Annotated in this window: 14 protein-coding genes; 11 read left to right on the top strand and 3 right to left on the bottom strand. The window is 32.2% G+C overall.

Annotation, left to right across the window (positions count from 1 at the left end):
• Positions 1–66: 66 nt before the first annotated feature.
• The gene (tsaD, locus tag Q4Q34_RS18180) at positions 67–1,089 is read right to left on the bottom strand and encodes a tRNA (adenosine(37)-N6)-threonylcarbamoyltransferase complex transferase subunit TsaD (RefSeq protein WP_303317842.1); all 1,023 of its coding nucleotides are present in this window, start codon (positions 1,087–1,089) and stop codon (positions 67–69) included.
• 164 nt (positions 1,090–1,253) lie between these two features.
• On the opposite strand from tsaD, the gene Q4Q34_RS18175 reads away from it, so the two are divergent.
• From Q4Q34_RS18175 to Q4Q34_RS18155, 5 genes are all read left to right on the top strand, one after another.
• Positions 1,254–5,651, top strand: coding sequence for a translocation/assembly module TamB domain-containing protein (locus Q4Q34_RS18175; RefSeq protein ID WP_330444558.1), 4,398 nt, complete (start codon positions 1,254–1,256; stop codon positions 5,649–5,651).
• Positions 5,652–5,810: 159 nt separating this feature from the next.
• The gene (pfkA, locus tag Q4Q34_RS18170; protein ID WP_303317840.1) at positions 5,811–6,797 is read left to right on the top strand and encodes a 6-phosphofructokinase; all 987 of its coding nucleotides are present in this window, start codon (positions 5,811–5,813) and stop codon (positions 6,795–6,797) included.
• Positions 6,798–6,814: 17 nt separating this feature from the next.
• Entirely contained in the window at positions 6,815–7,816 is a 1,002-nt protein-coding gene (gene gap, locus Q4Q34_RS18165) for a type I glyceraldehyde-3-phosphate dehydrogenase (protein WP_303317839.1), read from the top strand.
• A 74-nt stretch (positions 7,817–7,890) separates the two neighbouring features.
• On the top strand, positions 7,891–8,751 hold the full coding sequence (locus Q4Q34_RS18160) for an N-acetylglucosamine kinase (RefSeq protein WP_303317838.1): 861 nt from the start codon (positions 7,891–7,893) through the stop codon (positions 8,749–8,751).
• Between the two features lie 682 nt (positions 8,752–9,433).
• A complete protein-coding gene (locus Q4Q34_RS18155) occupies positions 9,434–10,540 on the top strand; it encodes an ATP-binding protein (RefSeq protein ID WP_303317837.1) in 1,107 nt (368 codons plus the stop codon).
• A 280-nt stretch (positions 10,541–10,820) separates the two neighbouring features.
• Here the strand turns inward: Q4Q34_RS18155 and Q4Q34_RS18150 are convergent, their stop codons facing one another.
• Positions 10,821–11,201, bottom strand: coding sequence for a RidA family protein (locus Q4Q34_RS18150; protein WP_303317836.1), 381 nt, complete (start codon positions 11,199–11,201; stop codon positions 10,821–10,823).
• 64 nt (positions 11,202–11,265) lie between these two features.
• Positions 11,266–14,043 carry a putative LPS assembly protein LptD gene (locus Q4Q34_RS18145; RefSeq protein WP_303317835.1) on the bottom strand — a complete coding sequence of 926 codons (2,778 nt, stop codon included), beginning with the start codon at positions 14,041–14,043 and terminating at the stop codon, positions 11,266–11,268.
• Positions 14,044–14,209: 166 nt separating this feature from the next.
• On the opposite strand from Q4Q34_RS18145, the gene Q4Q34_RS18140 reads away from it, so the two are divergent.
• The 6 genes from Q4Q34_RS18140 (at position 14,210) to serB (ending at position 20,415) form a co-directional block, all read left to right on the top strand.
• Positions 14,210–15,307: an N-acetylmuramoyl-L-alanine amidase family protein gene (locus Q4Q34_RS18140; RefSeq protein WP_303317834.1), complete on the top strand. Its 1,098-nt coding sequence runs from the start codon at positions 14,210–14,212 to the stop codon at positions 15,305–15,307.
• 49 nt (positions 15,308–15,356) lie between these two features.
• Positions 15,357–16,289 (top strand): MlaD family protein, encoded by a 933-nt coding sequence (locus tag Q4Q34_RS18135; RefSeq protein WP_303317833.1) that lies wholly within the window; start codon positions 15,357–15,359, stop codon positions 16,287–16,289.
• A gap of 5 nt (positions 16,290–16,294) precedes the next feature.
• Positions 16,295–17,602, top strand: a complete 1,308-nt coding sequence (locus tag Q4Q34_RS18130; RefSeq protein WP_303317832.1) for a (Fe-S)-binding protein — start codon at positions 16,295–16,297, stop codon at positions 17,600–17,602.
• Between the two features lie 45 nt (positions 17,603–17,647).
• Positions 17,648–18,439 (top strand): (Fe-S)-binding protein, encoded by a 792-nt coding sequence (locus tag Q4Q34_RS18125; RefSeq protein ID WP_303317831.1) that lies wholly within the window; start codon positions 17,648–17,650, stop codon positions 18,437–18,439.
• Positions 18,440–18,486: 47 nt separating this feature from the next.
• Positions 18,487–18,972: an ABC transporter ATPase gene (locus Q4Q34_RS18120; RefSeq protein ID WP_303317830.1), complete on the top strand. Its 486-nt coding sequence runs from the start codon at positions 18,487–18,489 to the stop codon at positions 18,970–18,972.
• 219 nt (positions 18,973–19,191) lie between these two features.
• Entirely contained in the window at positions 19,192–20,415 is a 1,224-nt protein-coding gene (gene serB, locus Q4Q34_RS18115) for a phosphoserine phosphatase SerB (RefSeq protein ID WP_303317829.1), read from the top strand.
• Positions 20,416–20,426 lie beyond the last annotated feature (11 nt).

The raw sequence follows: 20,426 nt of genomic DNA, 5'->3' as shown, positions 1-20,426 counted from the left end.
AAGACGCAAAGAAAAAATCGAGAACAACAATACCAAATACTGCCAACTGCAACTGAATACTGCCAACTATATTTTAAGTCTAGCTGAAGCTGTAACACCTTGTTCGGCAAAATCACCTTCTAAGTATTTTAAATAACCAACAATAGCTATCATAGCAGCATTATCTGTGGTAAACTCAAATTTAGGAACGTAAGTAGTCCAACCAAATTTTTGTTCCCCATCTTTTAAAGCTTGACGGATACCAGAATTTGCAGAAACTCCACCACCAATAGCAATTTGTTTAATGCCTGTTTGTTTTGTAGCAAGTTTTAATTTATCAATTAGAATACCAATGATGGTATATTGAATAGAAGCACAAATATCGTTTAGGTTTTCTTCAATAAAATTAGGGTTTGCCTTTACTTCTCGCTGAATAAAATAAAGAATTGCTGTTTTTAAGCCAGAAAAGCTAAAGTTTAAGCCATCAACTTTTGGTTTTGTAAATTGATAGGCTTTTGGGTTGCCTTTTTGTGCACGCTTATCAATTTCTGGTCCTGCTGGATATCCTAAACCAAGAATTTTTCCACTTTTATCATAAGCTTCTCCCACGGCATCATCAATAGTTTCACCAATAACAGTCATGTCAAAATAGTTTTTCACTTCAACAATCTGGGTGTGTCCGCCAGAAATCGTCATTGCAATAAAAGGAAATGATGGTTTTTCAAAACCTTCTTCATCTATAAAATGCGCCAGAATGTGTGCTTGCATATGGTTAACATCTATTAGTGGGATATTTAAACCATAAGCTAAAGATTTGGCAAAGGAGGTTCCTACTAATAAAGACCCCATTAAACCTGGGCCACGAGTAAATGCAATAGCGTGTAGTTGATCTTTAGATATACCAGCTTTTTTCAATGCTTGGTGTACTACAGGAACAATATTTTGTTGGTGTGCTCTGGATGCTAATTCAGGCACCACACCACCAAACTCTTCGTGTATTTTTTGACTTGCCACAACATTGCTTAAAATTTTCCCGTTGTGTATTATAGCTGCAGCTGTATCATCGCATGATGACTCAATTCCCAGAATGTAAATATTTTGTGAGGACATTAGTAAATATTAGGCACAATAATTGTTAATTTTGAAACAAAATAAAAATCTAACCTATAGTTTTTATTCGTAAGTGCAAAAATAGGATATTCTTAATTTAAATTATAATTAAAAAAAGTATCAAAAAACTCTTTAAAATAGTATTAAAAATAGTGGGCATTATTTTGCTGCTTTTCATCATTTTGGTGCTTGTGCTTTCTATACCCGCAATTCAAACCAGTTTGGGGAATTATGCTACGAAAAGAATCAACAATGATTTTGGTACGAATATAAACATCGATAAGATTGGTTTACAGTTTAATGGCGATGTTGAACTAAAAAATATTTACATAGAAGATTATAAGAAAGATACGCTTATAAACATCACCGAATTAAATACGTCTATTTTAAATTATGGGAATTTATCTAATGGTAAATTAGAATTCGGAGATATAGACATTATAGGTTTGGTTTTTAATATTAAAACCTATGAAGGTTCAAGAGATACCAATCTAGATATTTTTGTTGCTAAGCTAGAAGGAGACAACCCAACAAAAGGAGATGGAAGTTTTCTACTATCCTCTAGCGATGTTTCTATTTATAACGGTATTTTTAATCTATCTGATGAAAATAGAGAAACCACAAATGTGCTTCATTTTAATAACCTAAACATTAATGCAACCAATTTTTTAATTAAAGGAAGTGATGTAAGTGCTAGAATTAATACGTTGTCTCTTATTGATAGCCGAGGCTTGGTTATGGAAAATTTAATGACAGATTTTGCATATACATTAAAAGATATGACGTTTGCAAATCTTCAAATAAAAACACCTAAGTCTGTTTTAAATGGAGATTTAAAGTTTTCTTATGATAGAAAAGATCTGCAATTCTTTACAGATAAAGTTTTGGTTTCTGCAAGTTTTAAAGACTCTAATGTTCAATTAGATGAACTTAATACATTCTACAATGAATTTGGCGCCAATCAATCTGCCAAGTTTAGTGTCAATTTATCAGGTACTTTAAACGACCTGCAAACAACAAATTTAAAATTGAATACCAGTAGGAATACTAGGGTTTATGGAGACATCAATTTCAAAAATTTGTTTAATAAAGAAAATGACAATTTTTATATGAACGGGTATTTTCGAAACCTTTCTTCTACATATAGAGATTTAAAAGGGCTATTGCCAAACGTTCTAGGAGACGCCATACCCTCGTCGTTTAATAGACTTGGCATGTTTATTATAGTAGGAAACTCTCAAGTAACAAGTTCTACGGTTATTGCAGATATAGAAATAGTGACCGAATTAGGTTTTGTTGACTCTAATTTAGAAATAACAAAAATTAATGACATCGATAACGCTTCCTATAAAGGAAATATCATTTTTGAAGAATTTGATTTTGGTACATTTCTTAATGATCCGGCAGTTGGAAATGCGTCTCTAAATTTTGATGTAAACGGTAAAGGGTTTATCGCAGAGAATGTTAATACACAGGTAAAAGGAGATGTTTTTGATGTTGATTATAACAATTACAACTATAAAGGGGTAAAGGTTGCTGGAAATGTTAGAAACAAAATTTTTGATGGAAACCTGACAGTAAACGATAAAAACTTAAAAATGAGTTTTGCCGGACTTGTGGATTTTTCTGAAGTTATTAAGAAGTATGATTTTGAGGCTAATGTTGATTATGCGAATTTAAAAGCACTAAACTTTGTGAAAAAAGATAGTCTTTCCATATTTAGAAGTCGTGTAAGAATGAATATGAATGCCAGTAATTATGATGATGCATATGGGAAAATCTCGTTTAGGAATACATCTTATAAAAATCAGAATGATAATTATTACTTTAATAAGTTAGATGTACTTTCTCGATTTGAAGGAGCCACGAGATTTATAGAATTTAATTCACCAGACATTATTGAAGGTGATTTAAAAGGGCGTTTTGTATTTAAAGATTTAAGGAAGCTATTCGAAAATTCATTAGGACATATTTACACCAATTATGAACCGCATGAAGTGGCAACAAATCAAAGTATCGATTTTAATTTCAAAATTTATAATAAGATTATTGAAGTCGTGTATCCAGAAATCGAACTTGGTAAAAACACCTTTATACGTGGTAGGGTTGAAAGCGACGAAAAAAACTTTAAACTTACGTTTAAATCTCCAAAAATCAGATTGCTGGATAATTTTGCTAGTCATATTGAATTGCAAGTTGATAATAGTAATCCGCTTTTCAATACCTATATAGAAGTAGATAGTTTAAAAACAAAGCATTATAATGTTTCTAAATTCAATTTAATTAATGTAACCGTTAATGATACTTTGTTTATGCGTTCTGAGTTTAAAGGAGGTAAACGAAATAATGATAGCTATAATTTAAGTTTTTATCATACTATTAATGAAGAAAAAGAATCCGTTATAGGCTTTAAAAAATCTGATGTCACCATTAAAAACAATAAGTGGTTTATTAATGAGAATAAAGATAGATTTAATAAAATAGCATTCAATAAAGGCTTTACTAAGTTCGATATTGATAGACTCAGAATTAACCATAATAATGAAGAGATTAAACTTTCCGGTATTCTAAGAGATTCTACAGAAAAAGATTTGAAGCTAAGCTTTAAAAATGTTGATTTAGCTAAAATAACTCCAGATATAGATAGTTTGTCATTAGCAGGTAATGTAAATGGAAAATTAGATATACTTCAAAAAAATGGCAATTATTTACCAAACTCTTCTGTTATCATTGATGACTTTAAGGTTAATGATTTTCTATTAGGTTCTTTTGATGCAGCCATTACAGGTAACAAAACACTTACGAATTATAAGTTGGATGTTACAATTAAAAATGATACTTCAAGATCATTTAGTGCAAAAGGTGACATAAGTGTTTTAGGAGACGATGCAAAAATAGACGCAGATTTAAACTTTGACGACTTTAATTTAGTGCCTTTAAATCCATTATTGGATGGTGTTTTAACTAATATACGAGGAAAAGTTTCTGGAGATGTAAACGTAATAGGTAGGCTTAAGCATCCAGATATTAATGGAGATCTAACCTTAAACGATGCAGGGCTTGGTATTCCATATCTTAACGTAGATTATGATTTTAAGCGTAATGCGTCAGTGACTTTAAAAAATCAGAGTTTCATTTTTAATAAGATTCAAATAAGAGATACTAAATTTAATTCAAAAGGAGAACTTAACGGTTCGTTAAATCATGTAAATTTTTCTAAGTGGAGTTTAGGTTTAAACCTCAAAACACCCCGATTGTTGGTGCTAGATACTAAAGAAACAGAAGATGCTCTGTATTACGGTACTGGTTTTGTAGGAGGTAGAGCAAGTATTGTTGGACCTACAGAAGAATTAGTTATAGATGTAGTAGGAGCAACCAAACGCGGAACAGTATTTAAAATACCACTTAGTGATGCTGAGTCTTTTGGAGATAATTCTTTTATTCATTTTATAACAAAAGATGAAAAAGAGGCTAGAAAAAAAGGAGAAGAAGTTGTTTTTAATGAAATTAAAGGATTGGAGTTAGATTTCGATTTAGACCTTACAGAAGAAGCCGAAGTAGAGATTATTATTGATAAAAACACAGGACATTCATTAAAAGGGCGCGGTAGAGGTGGTTTATTAGTCGAAATTAATACGAATGGTAAATTTAATATGTGGGGGGATTTCTCTGTATTTGAAGGCGTATATAATTTTGCTTATGGCGGATTAATTCAAAAAGAATTTATTGTACAACCTGGTGGAACGTTGGCATGGAATGGCGATCCATTAAACGCTATAATGGATATGAATGCTATTTACAAAACACAAGCTAACCCTTCGCCACTATTAGATAATCCAATTAATAGAAGCATTCCTGTTGAATTAAATATTAGCTTAAAAGGTAATTTAGAAAAACCAGATCCGGATTTTAGTTTTGAATTTCCTAATGTAAACTCAACAATTAAATCAGAGCTTCAATATCGATTAGAATCTGCAGACGATAAACAAAACCAAGCCCTGTATTTAATATCCACAGGGTCATTCTCCAGAGGATTAAATGAATTGAATTTCTCAGGAACCATAGCAGAGCGACTTAATGGTATTATTAGTGGTATTTTTGGAAATGGTGATAGTAAACTTAATCTGGGCGTCAATTATGAAGCTGGTCAAAACCGACCAGATTATCAAACAGATAATAGAGTTGTTGCCACCATACAAACACAAATTAGTGACCGTGTACTTATAAATGGAAAAGTAGGAGTCCCTGTTGGTGGGGCAGGAGCTACCGAAACTGTTATTGCTGGAGATGTAGAAATTGATTTTCTTTTAAATGAAGAAGGTACCCTAACAGCGAAAGTATTTAATAGAGAAAATAGTATTAGAAATTTTGGTGAAGACATAGGATACACACAAGGAATAGGACTTTCATATAGTGTCGATTTTGATACCTTTAAAGAATTACTTCAAAAGTTCTTTAAAAAACCTGAAAAAGAAGAGAAAATCCCAGAAGAAAAAACTCAAGAAATAGATGCTAATGCATTACCGGATTTTATTACAGTAAAACCCTCTACTCAAAAATAAATTACTGTTTTTTTGCTTTATTTATAACTGTTTTCGTAGCAAATCGTATTTTTTTATTAACTAAAACGTTATAGTTTGGTAACTGCAATTAAAATAAGATAAATGCTTATAGATATGTGCGTTTTGTTTATTAATTTTACACGTAAATAATAATTTTTGATGGGAAAAGCAATAAAAAAACTAGCCGTTTTGACTTCTGGAGGAGATTCTCCGGGAATGAATGCAGCTATTCGTTCAGTAGTAAGAACATGTGCTTACCATGAGATAGAATGTGTAGGTGTTTATCGTGGTTACGAAGGATTGATTGAAGGTGATTTTAAGCCTATGGATGCTCGTAGCGTAAAAGGCATTATAAATAAAGGAGGAACGATATTAAAATCTGCACGATCTAAAGAATTTAGAACAGAAGAAGGACGAAAAACAGCATACAAGCAATTAATCGATGCTCATATTGATGGTTTAGTTGTTGTTGGGGGTGATGGTTCTTTTACGGGAGCTCTTATTTTTAATCAGGAATTTGGTTTTCCAGTAATGGGAATTCCTGGTACGATAGATAATGATATTTATGGAACTTCTCATACTTTAGGATTCGATACAGCCTTAAATACAGTAGTCGATGCTATAGATAAGATTCGTGATACAGCGAGTTCTCATAACAGACTATTCTTTATTGAAGTTATGGGGCGCGATGTAGGGCATATAGCTTTAAACGTAGGTATAGCAGGTGGTGCTGAAGAAATCTTGATCCCAGAAGAAGACTTAGGATTAGATAGATTAGTAGAATCATTGAATAAAAGCAGAACATCGGGTAAGACTTCAAGTATTGTTATCGTTGCAGAGGGCGATAAAATTGGTAAGAACATATTCGAATTAAAAGACTATGTCGACGAAAACATGGAAGGTTACGATGTGCGTGTTTCCGTTTTAGGTCATATGCAGCGTGGAGGCGCACCATCATGTTTCGACCGTGTTTTGGCCAGTAGAATGGGAGTAAAGGCGGTAGAGTCTTTATTAGAAGGAGAAACTAATTACATGGTAGGCTTGTTAGATAATAAAGTAGAATTAACACCATTAGAAAAAGCCATAAAAGGAAAGTCAAAAATTAACTTAGAATTATTGCGTGTATCAGACATTATGAGCACTTAACATTTATAAATAAGATTATGTCAAAATTAAAATTAGGAATTAACGGATTTGGAAGAATTGGAAGAATTGCTTTCAGAGTAGCAGCTTCTAGACCAGATATTGAAGTAGTTGGAATAAACGATTTACTAGATGTTGACCATTTAGCATATTTATTAAAATACGATTCTGTTCACGGACAGTTTGATGGAACTATAGAAACAAATAATGGTAACTTAGTAGTAAACGGTAATGAAATTAGAATTACTGCAGAGCGTAACCCAGAAGATTTAAAATGGGATGCCGTTGGAGCAGAGGTTGTTTTAGATTGTACAGGTATCTTTACTAATCTAGAAGGCGCTCAAAAACATATTACAGCTGGCGCTAAAAAAGTAGCTATTTCAGCACCATCTGCTGATGCACCAATGTTTGTAATGGGCGTTAATCATAACGAAATTACAGCAGATCATACTATTGTATCTAATGCATCTTGTACAACTAACTGTTTAGCACCTTTAGCAAAAGTAATTAACGATAAATTTGGTATCGCAGAAGGCTTAATGACTACAGTTCATGCTGCTACTGCAACACAATTTACAGTTGATGGACCTTCAAGAAAAGATTACAGATTAGGTAGAGCATCTTTAAACAATATAGTACCAGCATCTACAGGAGCTGCAAAAGCAGTAGGAAAGGTAATTCCAGAATTAAATGGAAAATTAACAGGTATGGCTTTTAGAGTACCTACTGTTGATGTATCTGTAGTAGATTTAACATGTCGTTTAGAAAAGAAAGCATCTTTTGATGAAGTTAAGACAGCTTTAAAAGAAGCTTCAGAAAACGAATTAAGTGGTATTTTAGGATATACAGAAGAAGGTGTTGTATCTCAAGATTTCGTATCAGAACCAAAAACAAGTACATTCGATGCAAACGCAAGTATGGCATTAAATGATAACTTTATTAAATTGGTATCTTGGTATGATAATGAGTATGGTTATTCAACTAAATTAGTTGACTTAGCTCAACATATTGGTTCAATATAAATTATTAATTTAGTCCACAGAATCGCCTTATTATTAATAAAGTGATTCTGTGGACTTTTTTTATTTAAAAACTTATGATTTTAATTGTTGATAGTGGTTCTACAAAATCTGATTGGATAGCAGTAGACGGTAATGGAAATCAATTACTAGAAAAGATACGCACCAAAGGGCTAAACCCTGCTATTTTGGAAGAGAAGAAACTTAAAAAGATAATTAAATCAAATAGTTTATTAAAAAAACATAAGAATAATGTCACTCATATTTTCTTTTACGGAGCTGGTTGCGGTACAGAAAAGCCTGTTGAACTTTTAAAAGGCGTGTTACAAAATATATTTGTTAATGCCCATATAGAAGTTAATGAAGATACTATGGCTGCGGTTTATTCTACAATTAACCACGATAAGGAAGCTGCAGTAGTTTGTATTTTGGGAACAGGATCGAATTGTAGTTACTATAATGGTGAGCAATTAGAGCAACGTGTTACCTCTTTAGGCTATTCTGTTATGGATGATGCCTCAGGTAATTATTATGGCCGTCAACTTATTAGAGATTATTACTTTAATCATATGCCAGAAGATGTTAAAATTGCTTTTGGTAGCAAATTTAACATGGAGTCTGATTATATTAAGTATAATCTATATAAGCAGCCTAACCCTAATGCATATTTAGCCAACTTTGCTGAATTTATGTTTTTACACAAAGATTCAGAATATACAATAAACCTTATAAAGAAAGGCATACGATTATTTGCTACTAATATGATTATGCAATATAAGGAAGAACTAAAAACAGTACCCGTTCATTTTGCAGGGTCTATAGCGTACTTTTCTCAAGATGAAATAAAAGAAGTAGCCCAAGAGATGGGATTCACCGTTGGTAATTTTGAAAGAAGGCCTATAGAAGGTTTAGTATCTTTTCATACTAAGAATTTATAAACTTTATTGTTTTTTGCACAACCTTTTTAATGATATATCATCTTAGATAAAAAATCATTAAATGCAGATGCCTAAAAGAATATTTTTCTCTTATTACTGAGTATCCATTGTTTTTATTGTGAAATGATGAATTTCCTTTACATGTAAAGCTTAATTGGGAAGTAGATAGTACCTGTAGCTTCTTAATATGTGTCATAATTAAAGATATTATGAAGCTTATAAAATTAACTTTGTTATTTTAATAAGATGTCTAATACTTATTAATATTAGTCTACAAAAAGAAGCACTTATAAAGTTTAGAGAAATAAAAAAATAAAGGAATTATAAAGTTTGATATAATTTGAATAAGTTTGTTAAAACTTACTAACAAATGAGCTTTTTCTCACAGTTTTTTAAATCCATAAAAAAAAGAAGGATATTATCTTTCTTTATTTTTATTTCTATTCTCACAATCTTGTTAGGAGGTTATTTATTTCTTGAAAAGAAAATTAGTTTAGAAACCATAACTCTATTCTTATTTTTTTTAACGATAATTCAGGTTTTTGTACTTCAGTATTTTTTTAAGAATCAATTAAAAAATGATACCAGACGATCAAATTTGAATTTGCGTATTAATGAGTTGAAAGCGAGTTTGAAGGAATCAGATAGAATGATTGAGCACAAATCAATCTATTTGTCAAACATGAGTTATGAAGTTCGTACACCGCTTAGTACTGTTTTGGGGATGCTGAATATGTTGAAGCAAACGAATCTTGATAGTGACCAAAAAGCACAGGTTGAGATTGCAGAATATTCTTCAAAGCACCTATTGCAATTAGTAAATATGGTAACTGATAATGCAGATGTTAAAATAGGAAACCTTCAATTAAATTTATTGGCAATAGATTTAAAATCGGACTTATTTCATCTTTTTAAAGTTTTTGAATATCAAGCATGGGAAAAAGGTTTAGATTTCGATTTTAAGTTCTTGCATGAAGAAAAAGACACATTTTCTGTTTTAGGAGATTCGGCGAGGATTCAGCAGGTATTAATAAATTTGATTAATAATGCTATAAAATTCACAAATTCAGGAAAGATATCCATTATAGTCGATCAAACGGTTAGTATTGATGAAGATCAAATAGTTACATTTTATATTAAAGATACGGGTGTAGGCATGCGGCAAGAAGAAATTAAACGCATTTTCAATAACGCTACAAGCCCATATGATGCATCTATGATGCGGTATTATAAAGGAGGAGGAATTGGGCTTTCCATTTCACATCAATTAGTAAAATTAATGGGCGGTGATTTAAAGCTAGAAAGTAAGGAAAATGAAGGATCTACTTTCTACTTTAGTTTACAGTTAAAAAAGACATTGAATATAAAAACAGAGAATACTGAGCAACAACCTATCCTTTTAGATAAATTTAGTGTTTTAGTTGCAGAAGATAACCGCATGAATCAAAAGGTAATTAAATTTTTACTGGAGCGACAAGGAGCCGATTGTACATTTGCAAAAAACGGTATTGAAGCTGTAGATTTATATAAAATTTTAGATTTCGATATGGTTTTTATGGACATTTATATGCCAGATATGGATGGTTACCAAGCAACTAAAGCTATTCAAGCCACTGAAAAATATATTAAAAATAAGACTCCTATAATTGCTGTTTCTGCAAGTGCTTTTGAAGAAGACATTAACCACGCAAAATCAGCAGGAATTGATGAGTTTTTGGCAAAACCAATAGAAACAGATAGACTAAAAGAGTTATTAGTTAAATACTCTAAGAAAGATTCTTCGACTTAAGAGCTCGTTAAGAAATGGCCATCAGGCAAGCCCTAACCCTTCGTAAGAATAAAGGACAAAAGCTTCGAAACCCAGGAGCATAGCATTGGATGGTGCATTGGCGCGACGTCGAAGTTTTGTGCTTGGTTCTTCTCAAGCGTAAGCCAAGAGAAGAAATTCCTATCGAAGGGGCGTCTTTTCTCCTGCCTGCCGGTCTACCAAGCCAAAGGCATGGCAGGCAGGTTTGTTACTTTTCTTTGGACGCGCAAAGAAAAGTAAATAATAAATAAAACGTAAACCTTTACTTAACAGCAATCATGCTAATTTCCACATTAACATCTTTAGGAAGTCTGGCAACTTGTACAGTTTCACGAGCTGGAGCAGTTTCATCATTAAAAAAGCTACCATAAACCTCATTAATTTGAGTAAAATTGTCCATATTACTAATAAAAATAGATGTTTTAATAACATGCTCAAAAGTCATATCTGCCGCTTCTAAAACTGCTTTTAAATTTTGCATGACTTGATCCGTTTCAGTTTTTATATCATCTAAAATAAGCACTCCTGTTTCTGGATTTAAGGCAATTTGTCCCGAAGTATATAATGTATTGCCACTTAACACAGCTTGATTATAAGGACCAATAGGAGCAGGGGCTTTGGGTGTAGTAATTATCTTTTTCATAAAAAATATATTTTTCATTTCCGCGAAAGCAAAAACCGTATAATAATTTATTTAAACTTAATATCTAGAGTTGAATATCTGGCTGTCTGCGTTTTTCATATTTTAAATCTTGTAAAATACTTGATTTAATACCAATAAAGAAATTCCAAGAACTTCTTGAACTAAAAGGAACCCAACTAAAGTTCATACGCCAACTTAGTAAATCACGTTCAAAACGTAGTTGCGTATAAGTAAACCCAGCATTTTTTAAATCATAACCCGAAGAAGCTCCGATAGACCATTTGGGAGATAACTCTATATCACCAGAAAACATAAGAGAATGCGAGGAAATTTCATCCTGGCGCCTGGAATTTGAATAGTTTACGGCATACGCGACACGCAAATTCCAAGGAATTTTATAATTATAATGTTCGCTTGGGGCTTTATCCTTATCATCATCCTTTTTACTATCGATCTGTTGGTTAGCAAAATCTTCAGAAACACCAAACAGATCATCCGCACGTCCTCCGCTTCGCAAATTCTCTTCAAGATTTTTATCTTTTTCTTTGCCTCCTTTTTTACTGGATATAGACCAACTAGTCGTTAGGTTTGCACTTGTTAGCCTAAAAAGACTACCGCCATTGTCAATATTAAATTTGTCAATTTTATTGTTATTATTGTCCAATGCATAAGGGTCTAAAGTCGCACCAAAATTCACGCTCATTTTGCCATCAAACAGCTGTGTCCCACCACTCATTCTAACTGGACTCCATTGCAGCGAATCACCAGCAAAATTATAAGAAGTAGAAAAGTTCAGATTATTTAATAAAACCACCTTTTTGGGTTCTGTGGCTGTACTATCCTTATCACGAACTTTGGCTTCTAGATTGTTAGATAGAGATATACCCATAGAACTTGAGAAGTTTTTATTAGGTGTTCCAAAAATAGACGCTTGCTGAAAACGCGTATACTCTAAATTCACATTATCTAAAATAACATCCAATTCTCCTTCGGTCAAACCATCAGCATTTACAACTTCGGCATTTTCATAATATTTGTCAAAAGCAGGATTTATATTATAGCTAACAGAAGGTCTAACAACGTGTCTAATAGCTTTTATTTTTCGGTCTTTACCTTCTTTTTCAAAATCAAACATTCCGTAAACAGTTGTACCTATACTAGTACTGAAATTGTAAGTTCTAAAAGCATCAAACTTTTTAATAGTATCGTTTACAAAATTACGTTCCACAACATCGTAAGTTTTGTCAATAGTCTTAAAAGTCCAGACTTCATTGTAATTAGTAGAAGCACTAAGGCTAAAATATTTAAATATTTTGAAATTTGTACTTAATGGAATTGAATGTTGAAAACCAGCACTGGCATCATCAAACATTTCTTTTTTAAAGAAAAATTCATCGGTTGTTTGAATTCTATTTTCCCCTCTTATATTGTACTGCAAGTTCATATTTTGAATAATCCCTTTTTTAGACCCGGATTTTGAGGCAAAAGGGTACATTCTGCCAACACTCCCCTGAAATGTAGGAAGCGTCATGTTTATTACTTCAGTATTGGTGTTTTGCGAATGCGTTGCCGTTAAACTAAAATTTACTTGAGGCTCTCCTTGAAATGTTTTAGAGTACGATACAGATGATGACAAAGAATTATTTAAAAAGGCTCCAGTATTGACTTGATTTACAGAAGAACGATAATAGGTACTACTACCTAAGTTAACCGAAGCAGAAAATCGCGAATTAGGGTTTGCTTTAGCATCTTGACTATGAGACCAACGAATGTTATAAATAGTACTTTTAGAATAGTCAGGAAAACCACGTTCACTATTAATTATGCTTTCGTATCTAAAACCTAAATTACCTCTAAATTTATAACGTTTAGAGTAGGTGCTTTCTAAGCGCATACCATAACTACCATTCGTATAATAATCTCCTATAACGGCCAAATCTACATAATCATTAATAGCAAAATAATATCCGCCATTTTGTAAAAAGAACCCACGATCATTTTGCTCACCAAAAGTGGGTATTATAATCCCAGATGTGTGTGTTTCAGTTTGTGGAAAAAAAGCAAATGGAACCCCAATAGGAGTCGGGACATCATATATAAATAAATTGGCTAATCCCGTAACTATTTTTTTACCAGGAACAATTTTTGCCTTTCTAAGTTTTATATAGTACTCGGGGTCTTCAAGATCTTCAGCAGTTGTATATTTAGCATTTTTTAAGAAGTAAACAGAATCATTCTCTTTCTTTGTAATTTGAGCAATTACCGTCCCTTCACCTTGTTCCGTTTTAGAATTAAATATAAGTGCCTTTTTTGTTTCAGTATTAAAAATAATTGAATCGGGCTCTACAACATTACTTCCTTGGGTAAAAACAGGTTTTTGAGTATACCCTTCAATAGAATCTGTTATTCCTTTAGCATATACTGTATTTTTAGTATAATCAATAACAATATTACCAGAAGTAATATTCATATCTCCATAGTCAATCTTGGCATTATTGTATAAGTAGAGTTTTTGTTTTTTTTGATTGAATTTCGTGTAATCATCTGCATGATAGGTAACTGTGTGCTCTAAAAGTTCTTTTTTAGGTGGTACAGAATCTGTTAATGTAGAATCTTGAGTTTTTTCAGAAATTTCAGGAATAAGTAGACTATCAGTTTTAACAACAACACTATCCTTAAGGCTTCGGTTGATGGTTTTACCCTTTTTGGGAATATCTTGAGCAAAGCTTAACGTGTTAATAAACACTGTAAAACTTAGTGCAAAAAGTATTTTAAAGTTGTTTGTATGCAACGCTTTTAAATGTATTTTTGTAAAAGTATGGCTCGGTTTTTGAAAAGCCAAAATTACATATATTTTTCTGTGATTGATTTAATAATCAATTAAAAATTTAAAATTAAAATAAACTGAGTTTTTTAATCGTTAAAGCCTTTATCGGTATCCTTGTCAAAACAATAATAAATAGTATAGGTTGTTGCATGTTTTCGATTAAAATAAATTTATATACCACATGAAAACGCACAGAGTATTACTTTTCGTATCCTTTATAATAGTATTAACATTTTCTTCATTTAAAAAAGATCAGGATTTTAGTAATGGAAAGTTTGTTGTTGTTTTAGATGCAGGCCATGGTGGACATGATCCAGGTAATTTAGGTAATGGTTATAAAGAAAAGGATATTGCCTTAAAGATTGTTTTGGAAGTAGGGAAGCAACTTGAAAAAAATCCTGACATTAAAGTAATCTATACACGAAAGAAAGATGTGTTTATTGATTTGTTTGTTAGGGGACAGATAGCAAATAAAGCTAATGCAGATTTATTCGTGTCTGTTCATTGTAATTCACATAAATCCCAAGCCCACGGAACAGAAACATTTGTATTAGGAACACATAGAAACGAAACAAATTTTGAAGTAGCAAAAAAGGAAAATTCGGTAATCTTTCTTGAAAATGACTATGAAAAAAATTATGCAGGCTTCGATCCTAATTCACCAGAATCCGTTATGAGTATTTTACTAAGTCAAGAAGAGTATCTAGACCAAAGTATTATGTTGGCGAGTTTAATACAGAATAAATTTACACATTCATTAAAACGTAAAAACAGAGGAGTTAAGCAGGCAGGGTTTATTGTTTTACATCAAACGGTTATGCCAAGTGTTTTAGTTGAAACAGGGTTTCTATCCTATAAAAAAGAAGGGGCCTATTTAAATTCAAAAAAAGGACAACAACAAATATCTAACTCTATAGTTAAGGCTATTTTAGAATATAAAAACAGCTTAGATGAAAATGTAAACGATTATTCTGTTGTAAATGATACAACAAAACCTGTTGAAACGATAACTGGCGATATCATTTTTAAAGTTCAGATTGCTGCAGGCGCTAACCCCCTCGAAACAAAGCCCTATAACTTTAAGGGACTAGAAGGTGTTTCTCGTTTAAAGGATGGGAATGTTTACAAATATTTTTACGGAGCTTCATCCAATTATGATAAAATAAAAGGCTTGGAAGCAGAAGCTGCTGAGAAAGGATATACTTCTAGTTTTATAGTAGCTTTTAAAAACGGAGAAAAGATAGCATTAGTTGACGCTTTAAAAACAGCTACCAATTAAGCGGTTTCTTTCAAATTTATTTTAAATTTGTTTTCTAATACATTTTAGTTTGAAAATATCAAAAGAAGTTAAAACGGGCATTTTATTAATATTAGGAATCATCCTATTTATTTTTGGATTTAATTATTTAAAAGGTCAAAATCTATTCGATTCTAATAATGTTTATTATACCGAGTTTGATTACAATGCCTTGACCCAATCGTCTGTAGTTACAGTTCGAGGTAACTCTGTAGGGAAAGTTAAAGACATTACTTATGACTTTAAAACAGGAAAAACCAGAGTATCATTTTTTGTAAATGAAGAGTTGAAGTTTTCTAAAAATAGTGTCGTTAGACTTTATGAAACTAGTTTAATGGGAGGGAATGCCATTGCCATAATATTAGCTAAAGATGGTGAGATTGCAAAATCTGGAGATGTTTTAAAATCTGAGGTAGAAGCAGGTTTAGTATCCAGTCTTTCAAAAAACTTTTCGGGAATTAGTAGTGAGTTAAATTCTACATTAAGGGCTACAGATACATTATTTACGAGTTTAGATGAGTTTATTAATGATAACTCTGAAGCAGGATTAAAAAGTACTATCAAAGAATTAAACGAAACTTTAAAATCCTTTAAAACAACGTCTAATACAGTTAATAATGTGCTTTCTAAAAACGATAAGAATTTAGCTAGTATTCTTGAAAAATTTAAAACAACCAGTGACGGTTTGGCAGCTTTAAGTACCGAATTAAAAAATGCTAATATAGGTACGACTGTAGAGACTTTAAATAAAACGCTTAACAATTTAAATGGTATGTTAGCAGCTCTTAATAAAGGAGAAGGCTCTATGGGAAAATTGCTTAAAGATGAAACCTTATATAATAATTTGGAAGGAGCAACTAAAGAAATGGAAGCGTTGCTAAAAGATATCAAACTACACCCGAAGCGTTATTTCAGAATTTTATCAAAAAAAGAAATTCCATATAAAGAGGAAGAAACTAAATAAACTGTATGCATTATATCCCTAATATTCTTTTTGCTATTGTACTAATAAGTGGTATTGGTTTTTTTGTTAAGAATGTAAAAAAACTTGCCAGAAATATTAAGTTGGGTCGTGATGTGGATATTAGTGATAATAAATCACAGAGATGGAAAAACATGACGATGATTGCCTTGGGGCAAAGTAAAATGGTACGTCGTCCTATTGCTGGTTTTCTGCACCTTGTAGTATATGTTGGCTTTATAATCATTAATATAGAAGTTATAGAAATCATTATTGATGGTTTATTTGGTACACATCGTGTTTTTGCTTCAATAGGAAGTTTATATGGCGTTTTAATAGGTGCTTTTGAAATATTAGCAGTCTTGGTTTTTGTATCTGTAACCCTTTTTTGGATTAGAAGAAACATTATAAAATTGAAGCGTTTTTGGAAATCGGAAATGACGAGCTGGCCAAAAAATGATGCGAATTATATTCTATATTTTGAAATGGTATTGATGACGCTGTTTTTAGTTATGAACGCTACGGATGTTCATTTTCAGGATATGAATTCAGGTAATATAATGAGTCAATTTATAGCACCTTGGTTTAGTGGTCTCTCAGATACTACATTACATTTTATTGAAAGAGGCGTGTGGTGGGTACACATTATAGGTATATTAGTTTTCTTAAACTACCTCTACTACTCGAAGCATTTACACATCCTATTAGCATTTCCAAATACATTTTATGGAAAATTGCAGCCCAAAGGGCAGATGGATAACCTGGAGGCTGTTACAAAAGAAGTTAAAATGATGATGGACCCTAATGTTGATCCGTTTGCAGCTCCAGCAGAAGAAGCAGAAGGAGACGTGCCTGCTAAGTTTGGAGCAAGTGATGTACAAGATTTAAATTGGGTTCAATTGTTAAATGCGTATACATGTACAGAATGTGGACGTTGTACGAGTGAGTGTCCAGCAAATCAAACAGGTAAGAAGTTGTCACCGCGTAAAATCATGATGGATACCAGAGACCGTTTAGAGGAAGTTGGTAAAAATATTGATACCAATAAAGGTGAGTTTGTAGAAGACGGAAAACAACTCTTAGATAATTATATAACAAGAGAAGAGCTTTGGGCATGTACCTCATGCAATGCATGTGTAGAAGCTTGTCCAGTAAGTATAGATCCACTATCAATCATTTTAGAGATGCGTCGTTATTTAGTTATGGAGCAGTCTGCTGCCCCAGTAGAGTTAAATAATATGATGACTAATATTGAAAACAATGGTGCACCATGGCCGTACAATCAAATGGATCGATTAAATTGGAAAAATGAATAGTTTACTTATGCTTAAAGTGTATCATACAAAAAATCAAAATAAAAGATGAGCGAATTACTAAAAGTGCCAACAATGGCAGAATTTATGGCTCAAGGCAAACAACCGGAAGTACTATTTTGGGTGGGTTGTGCAGGTAGTTTTGATGATAGAGCAAAAAAAATAACAAAAGCATTTGTTAAACTATTAAACAAAGCCAATGTTGAATTTGCAGTATTAGGAACCGAAGAAAGTTGTACAGGAGACCCAGCAAAAAGAGCAGGGAACGAGTTTTTATTTCAAATGCAGGCAGTAACCAACATAGAGGTTTTAAATGCCTATGAAGTAAAAAAAATAGTAACGGCCTGTCCGCATTGTTTTAATACCATAAAAAATGAATACCCAGAATTAGGAGGCAGTTATGAGGTTATGCACCATACGCAGTTTTTAAAAACGTTGTTGGATGACGGGCGCTTAACTATAGAAGGCGGACAATTTAAAGGGAAGCGTATTACATTTCATGACCCGTGTTATTTAGGAAGAGCCAATAATGTATATGAAGCACCAAGAGCACTTATACAAAAATTAGAAGCAGAACTCGTTGAAATGAAAAATTGTAGACGCAACGGTTTATGTTGTGGTGCTGGTGGCGCTCAAATGTTTAAAGATGCCGAAAAAGGTGATAAAGAAGTAAATGTTGAGCGTACCGAACAAGCTTTAGAAACTAAGCCGGAAATTATTGCAGCTGGTTGCCCGTTTTGTAACACCATGATGACAGATGGTGTTAAAGCGAAAGAAAAAGAAGCCGATGTGGCTGTTATGGACATTGCTGAGTTGGTAGCTAATGCTCAGGATTTATAGTTTTAATTGCAGAGCAAATAGGAATCCACTTTATTTAATTGACTAAAATGCTAGTAAATTTCAATACATTACCAGAAGAATCACGAGTTTGGATATACCAGGCTAATCGCTCATTTACAGAGCAAGAGATAGAAGACATTCAATCAAAACTAAATATGTTTATTGAAAACTGGACTGCCCACGGAAGTGATTTGCAAGCAGGACATTTAATAAAGTATAAACGATTTATAATCATAGGTTTAAATCAGAATTTGAATAATGCAACAGGTTGCTCTATTGATGCCTCAGTTCATTTTATTCAACAATTAGAAAAAGAGTATAATGTCGATTTAATGGACAAAATGAATGTATCTTATAAACAAGGAGAATATATTGCATATAAGCCCCTTGTTGACTTTAAGAAAATGGCAAAGGATAAAGCGGTTTCTAAAAATACTATTGTCTTCAATAATTTAGTAACAAATATTTCAGAATTTAAAGAAAACTGGGAGGTTCCAGCAAGTGAAAGTTGGCACAGCAGATTTATTAAATAGCTCAATGCTTTCGTAGGTTCAAATAATATTTTATTATACTTTATTTGGATTGCTATTCTTTTCGATTTTTTATTGAATGTCTAATTAATTTTTAAAAGTAAATCTTAAAATTTAAGATAACTACAAAATTCGTGAAGGGATAGGTATTAAACCTCAAAAAACTTTCATATATCAAATAGAATAATGATTTTTATGCTCCTAAAGCGTAAACATGTAATTATGGCTAACGATATTATTTTATTAAATATTTCAGGGCAAGATAAACCAGGATTAACATCTAGTTTAACATCTGTTTTGGCAGAATATAACGCCAAAGTTTTAGATATTGGACAAGCAAACATACACGATACACTATCCTTAGGAATCCTGTTTAAAATAGAATCTGGGAAGAAATCAGCAGCTGTATTAAAAGATTTACTTTTTAAAGCTTACGAACTGGGTATTCAGGCAAAGTTTACACCAATTACCCACGATGATTATGAAAATTGGGTAACCCTACAAGGTAAGGATCGATATATCGTTACTATTTTGGGAGAAAAACTAGCAGCCGAACAAATCTCTGAGGTAACAAAGATAATTTCAGAAAAGAATTTAAATATAGATTCTATAAAAAGACTTACTGGGCGTTTATCTCTTATTAGAGAAGAAGATTACCCTAGAGCATGTATACAACTTTCTATTAGAGGAAAAATTGATAATAAGTCTGAATTCACGGAGAAATTTATGCAAATTTCAAGCGATTTAGATGTAGATATAGCATTTCAAGAAGATAATATATACAGAAGAAACAGACGTTTAGTTTGTTTTGATATGGATTCTACATTAATACAAACAGAGGTTATTGATGAATTAGCCGAGTTAGCAGGAGTTGGTGATGAAGTAAAAGCCATTACAGAATCTGCCATGCAAGGCGAAATAGACTTTACAGAAAGTTTTAAAAGACGTATGAAACTCTTAAAAGGTTTAAGTGAAGAAGTACTTCAAGAAGTCGCTGTAAATTTACCTATTACTAAAGGAGCAAAAAGACTTATAGATACTTTAAAAAGCTACGGGTTTAAAACAGCTATTCTTTCTGGTGGATTTACATATTTTGGACACTATTTAAAAGAAAAATTGGGTATGGATTATGTGTATGCTAACCAATTAGAAATCAAAGACGGTGTTTTAACTGGTGGCTACCTTGGTGATATTGTCGATGGCAATAAAAAAGCAGAGTACCTTAAAGAAATTGCTAGAAATGAAGATATAGATATTAGCCAAACCATAGCTGTTGGTGATGGGGCAAATGATTTACCAATGCTTAATCTTGCGGGATTAGGGATTGCTTTTCATGCTAAACCAACGGTAAAAGACAATGCGCAAAGTTCTATTTCGAGCATAGGATTAGATGGGGTACTGTATTTGTTAGGCTATCACGATAGGCATATAGATTTAATAGATTAGATTGCAAAATA

The organism is Flavivirga abyssicola (assembly GCF_030540775.2).
In the GTDB taxonomy this organism is placed as follows: Bacteria; Bacteroidota; Bacteroidia; order Flavobacteriales; family Flavobacteriaceae; genus Flavivirga; species Flavivirga abyssicola.
This window is presented reverse-complemented; position numbering and strand designations above follow the sequence as displayed.

What these genes read in the sequence shown, in the direction of transcription:
- Q4Q34_RS18160 (WP_303317838.1), top strand. Translation starts at nt 7,891, where the DNA reads ATGATTTTAATTGTTGATAGTGGTTCTACAAAATCTGATTGGATAGCA.
- gap (WP_303317839.1), top strand. Translation starts at nt 6,815, where the DNA reads ATGTCAAAATTAAAATTAGGAATTAACGGATTTGGAAGAATTGGAAGA.
- Q4Q34_RS18130 (WP_303317832.1), top strand. Translation starts at nt 16,295, where the DNA reads ATGCATTATATCCCTAATATTCTTTTTGCTATTGTACTAATAAGTGGT.
- Q4Q34_RS18120 (WP_303317830.1), top strand. Translation starts at nt 18,487, where the DNA reads ATGCTAGTAAATTTCAATACATTACCAGAAGAATCACGAGTTTGGATA.
- Q4Q34_RS18125 (WP_303317831.1), top strand. Translation starts at nt 17,648, where the DNA reads ATGAGCGAATTACTAAAAGTGCCAACAATGGCAGAATTTATGGCTCAA.
- pfkA (WP_303317840.1), top strand. Translation starts at nt 5,811, where the DNA reads ATGGGAAAAGCAATAAAAAAACTAGCCGTTTTGACTTCTGGAGGAGAT.
- Q4Q34_RS18140 (WP_303317834.1), top strand. Translation starts at nt 14,210, where the DNA reads ATGAAAACGCACAGAGTATTACTTTTCGTATCCTTTATAATAGTATTA.
- serB (WP_303317829.1), top strand. Translation starts at nt 19,192, where the DNA reads ATGGCTAACGATATTATTTTATTAAATATTTCAGGGCAAGATAAACCA.
- tsaD (WP_303317842.1), bottom strand. Translation starts at nt 1,089, where the DNA reads ATGTCCTCACAAAATATTTACATTCTGGGAATTGAGTCATCATGCGAT.
- Q4Q34_RS18155 (WP_303317837.1), top strand. Translation starts at nt 9,434, where the DNA reads ATGAGTTATGAAGTTCGTACACCGCTTAGTACTGTTTTGGGGATGCTG.
- Q4Q34_RS18150 (WP_303317836.1), bottom strand. Translation starts at nt 11,201, where the DNA reads ATGAAAAAGATAATTACTACACCCAAAGCCCCTGCTCCTATTGGTCCT.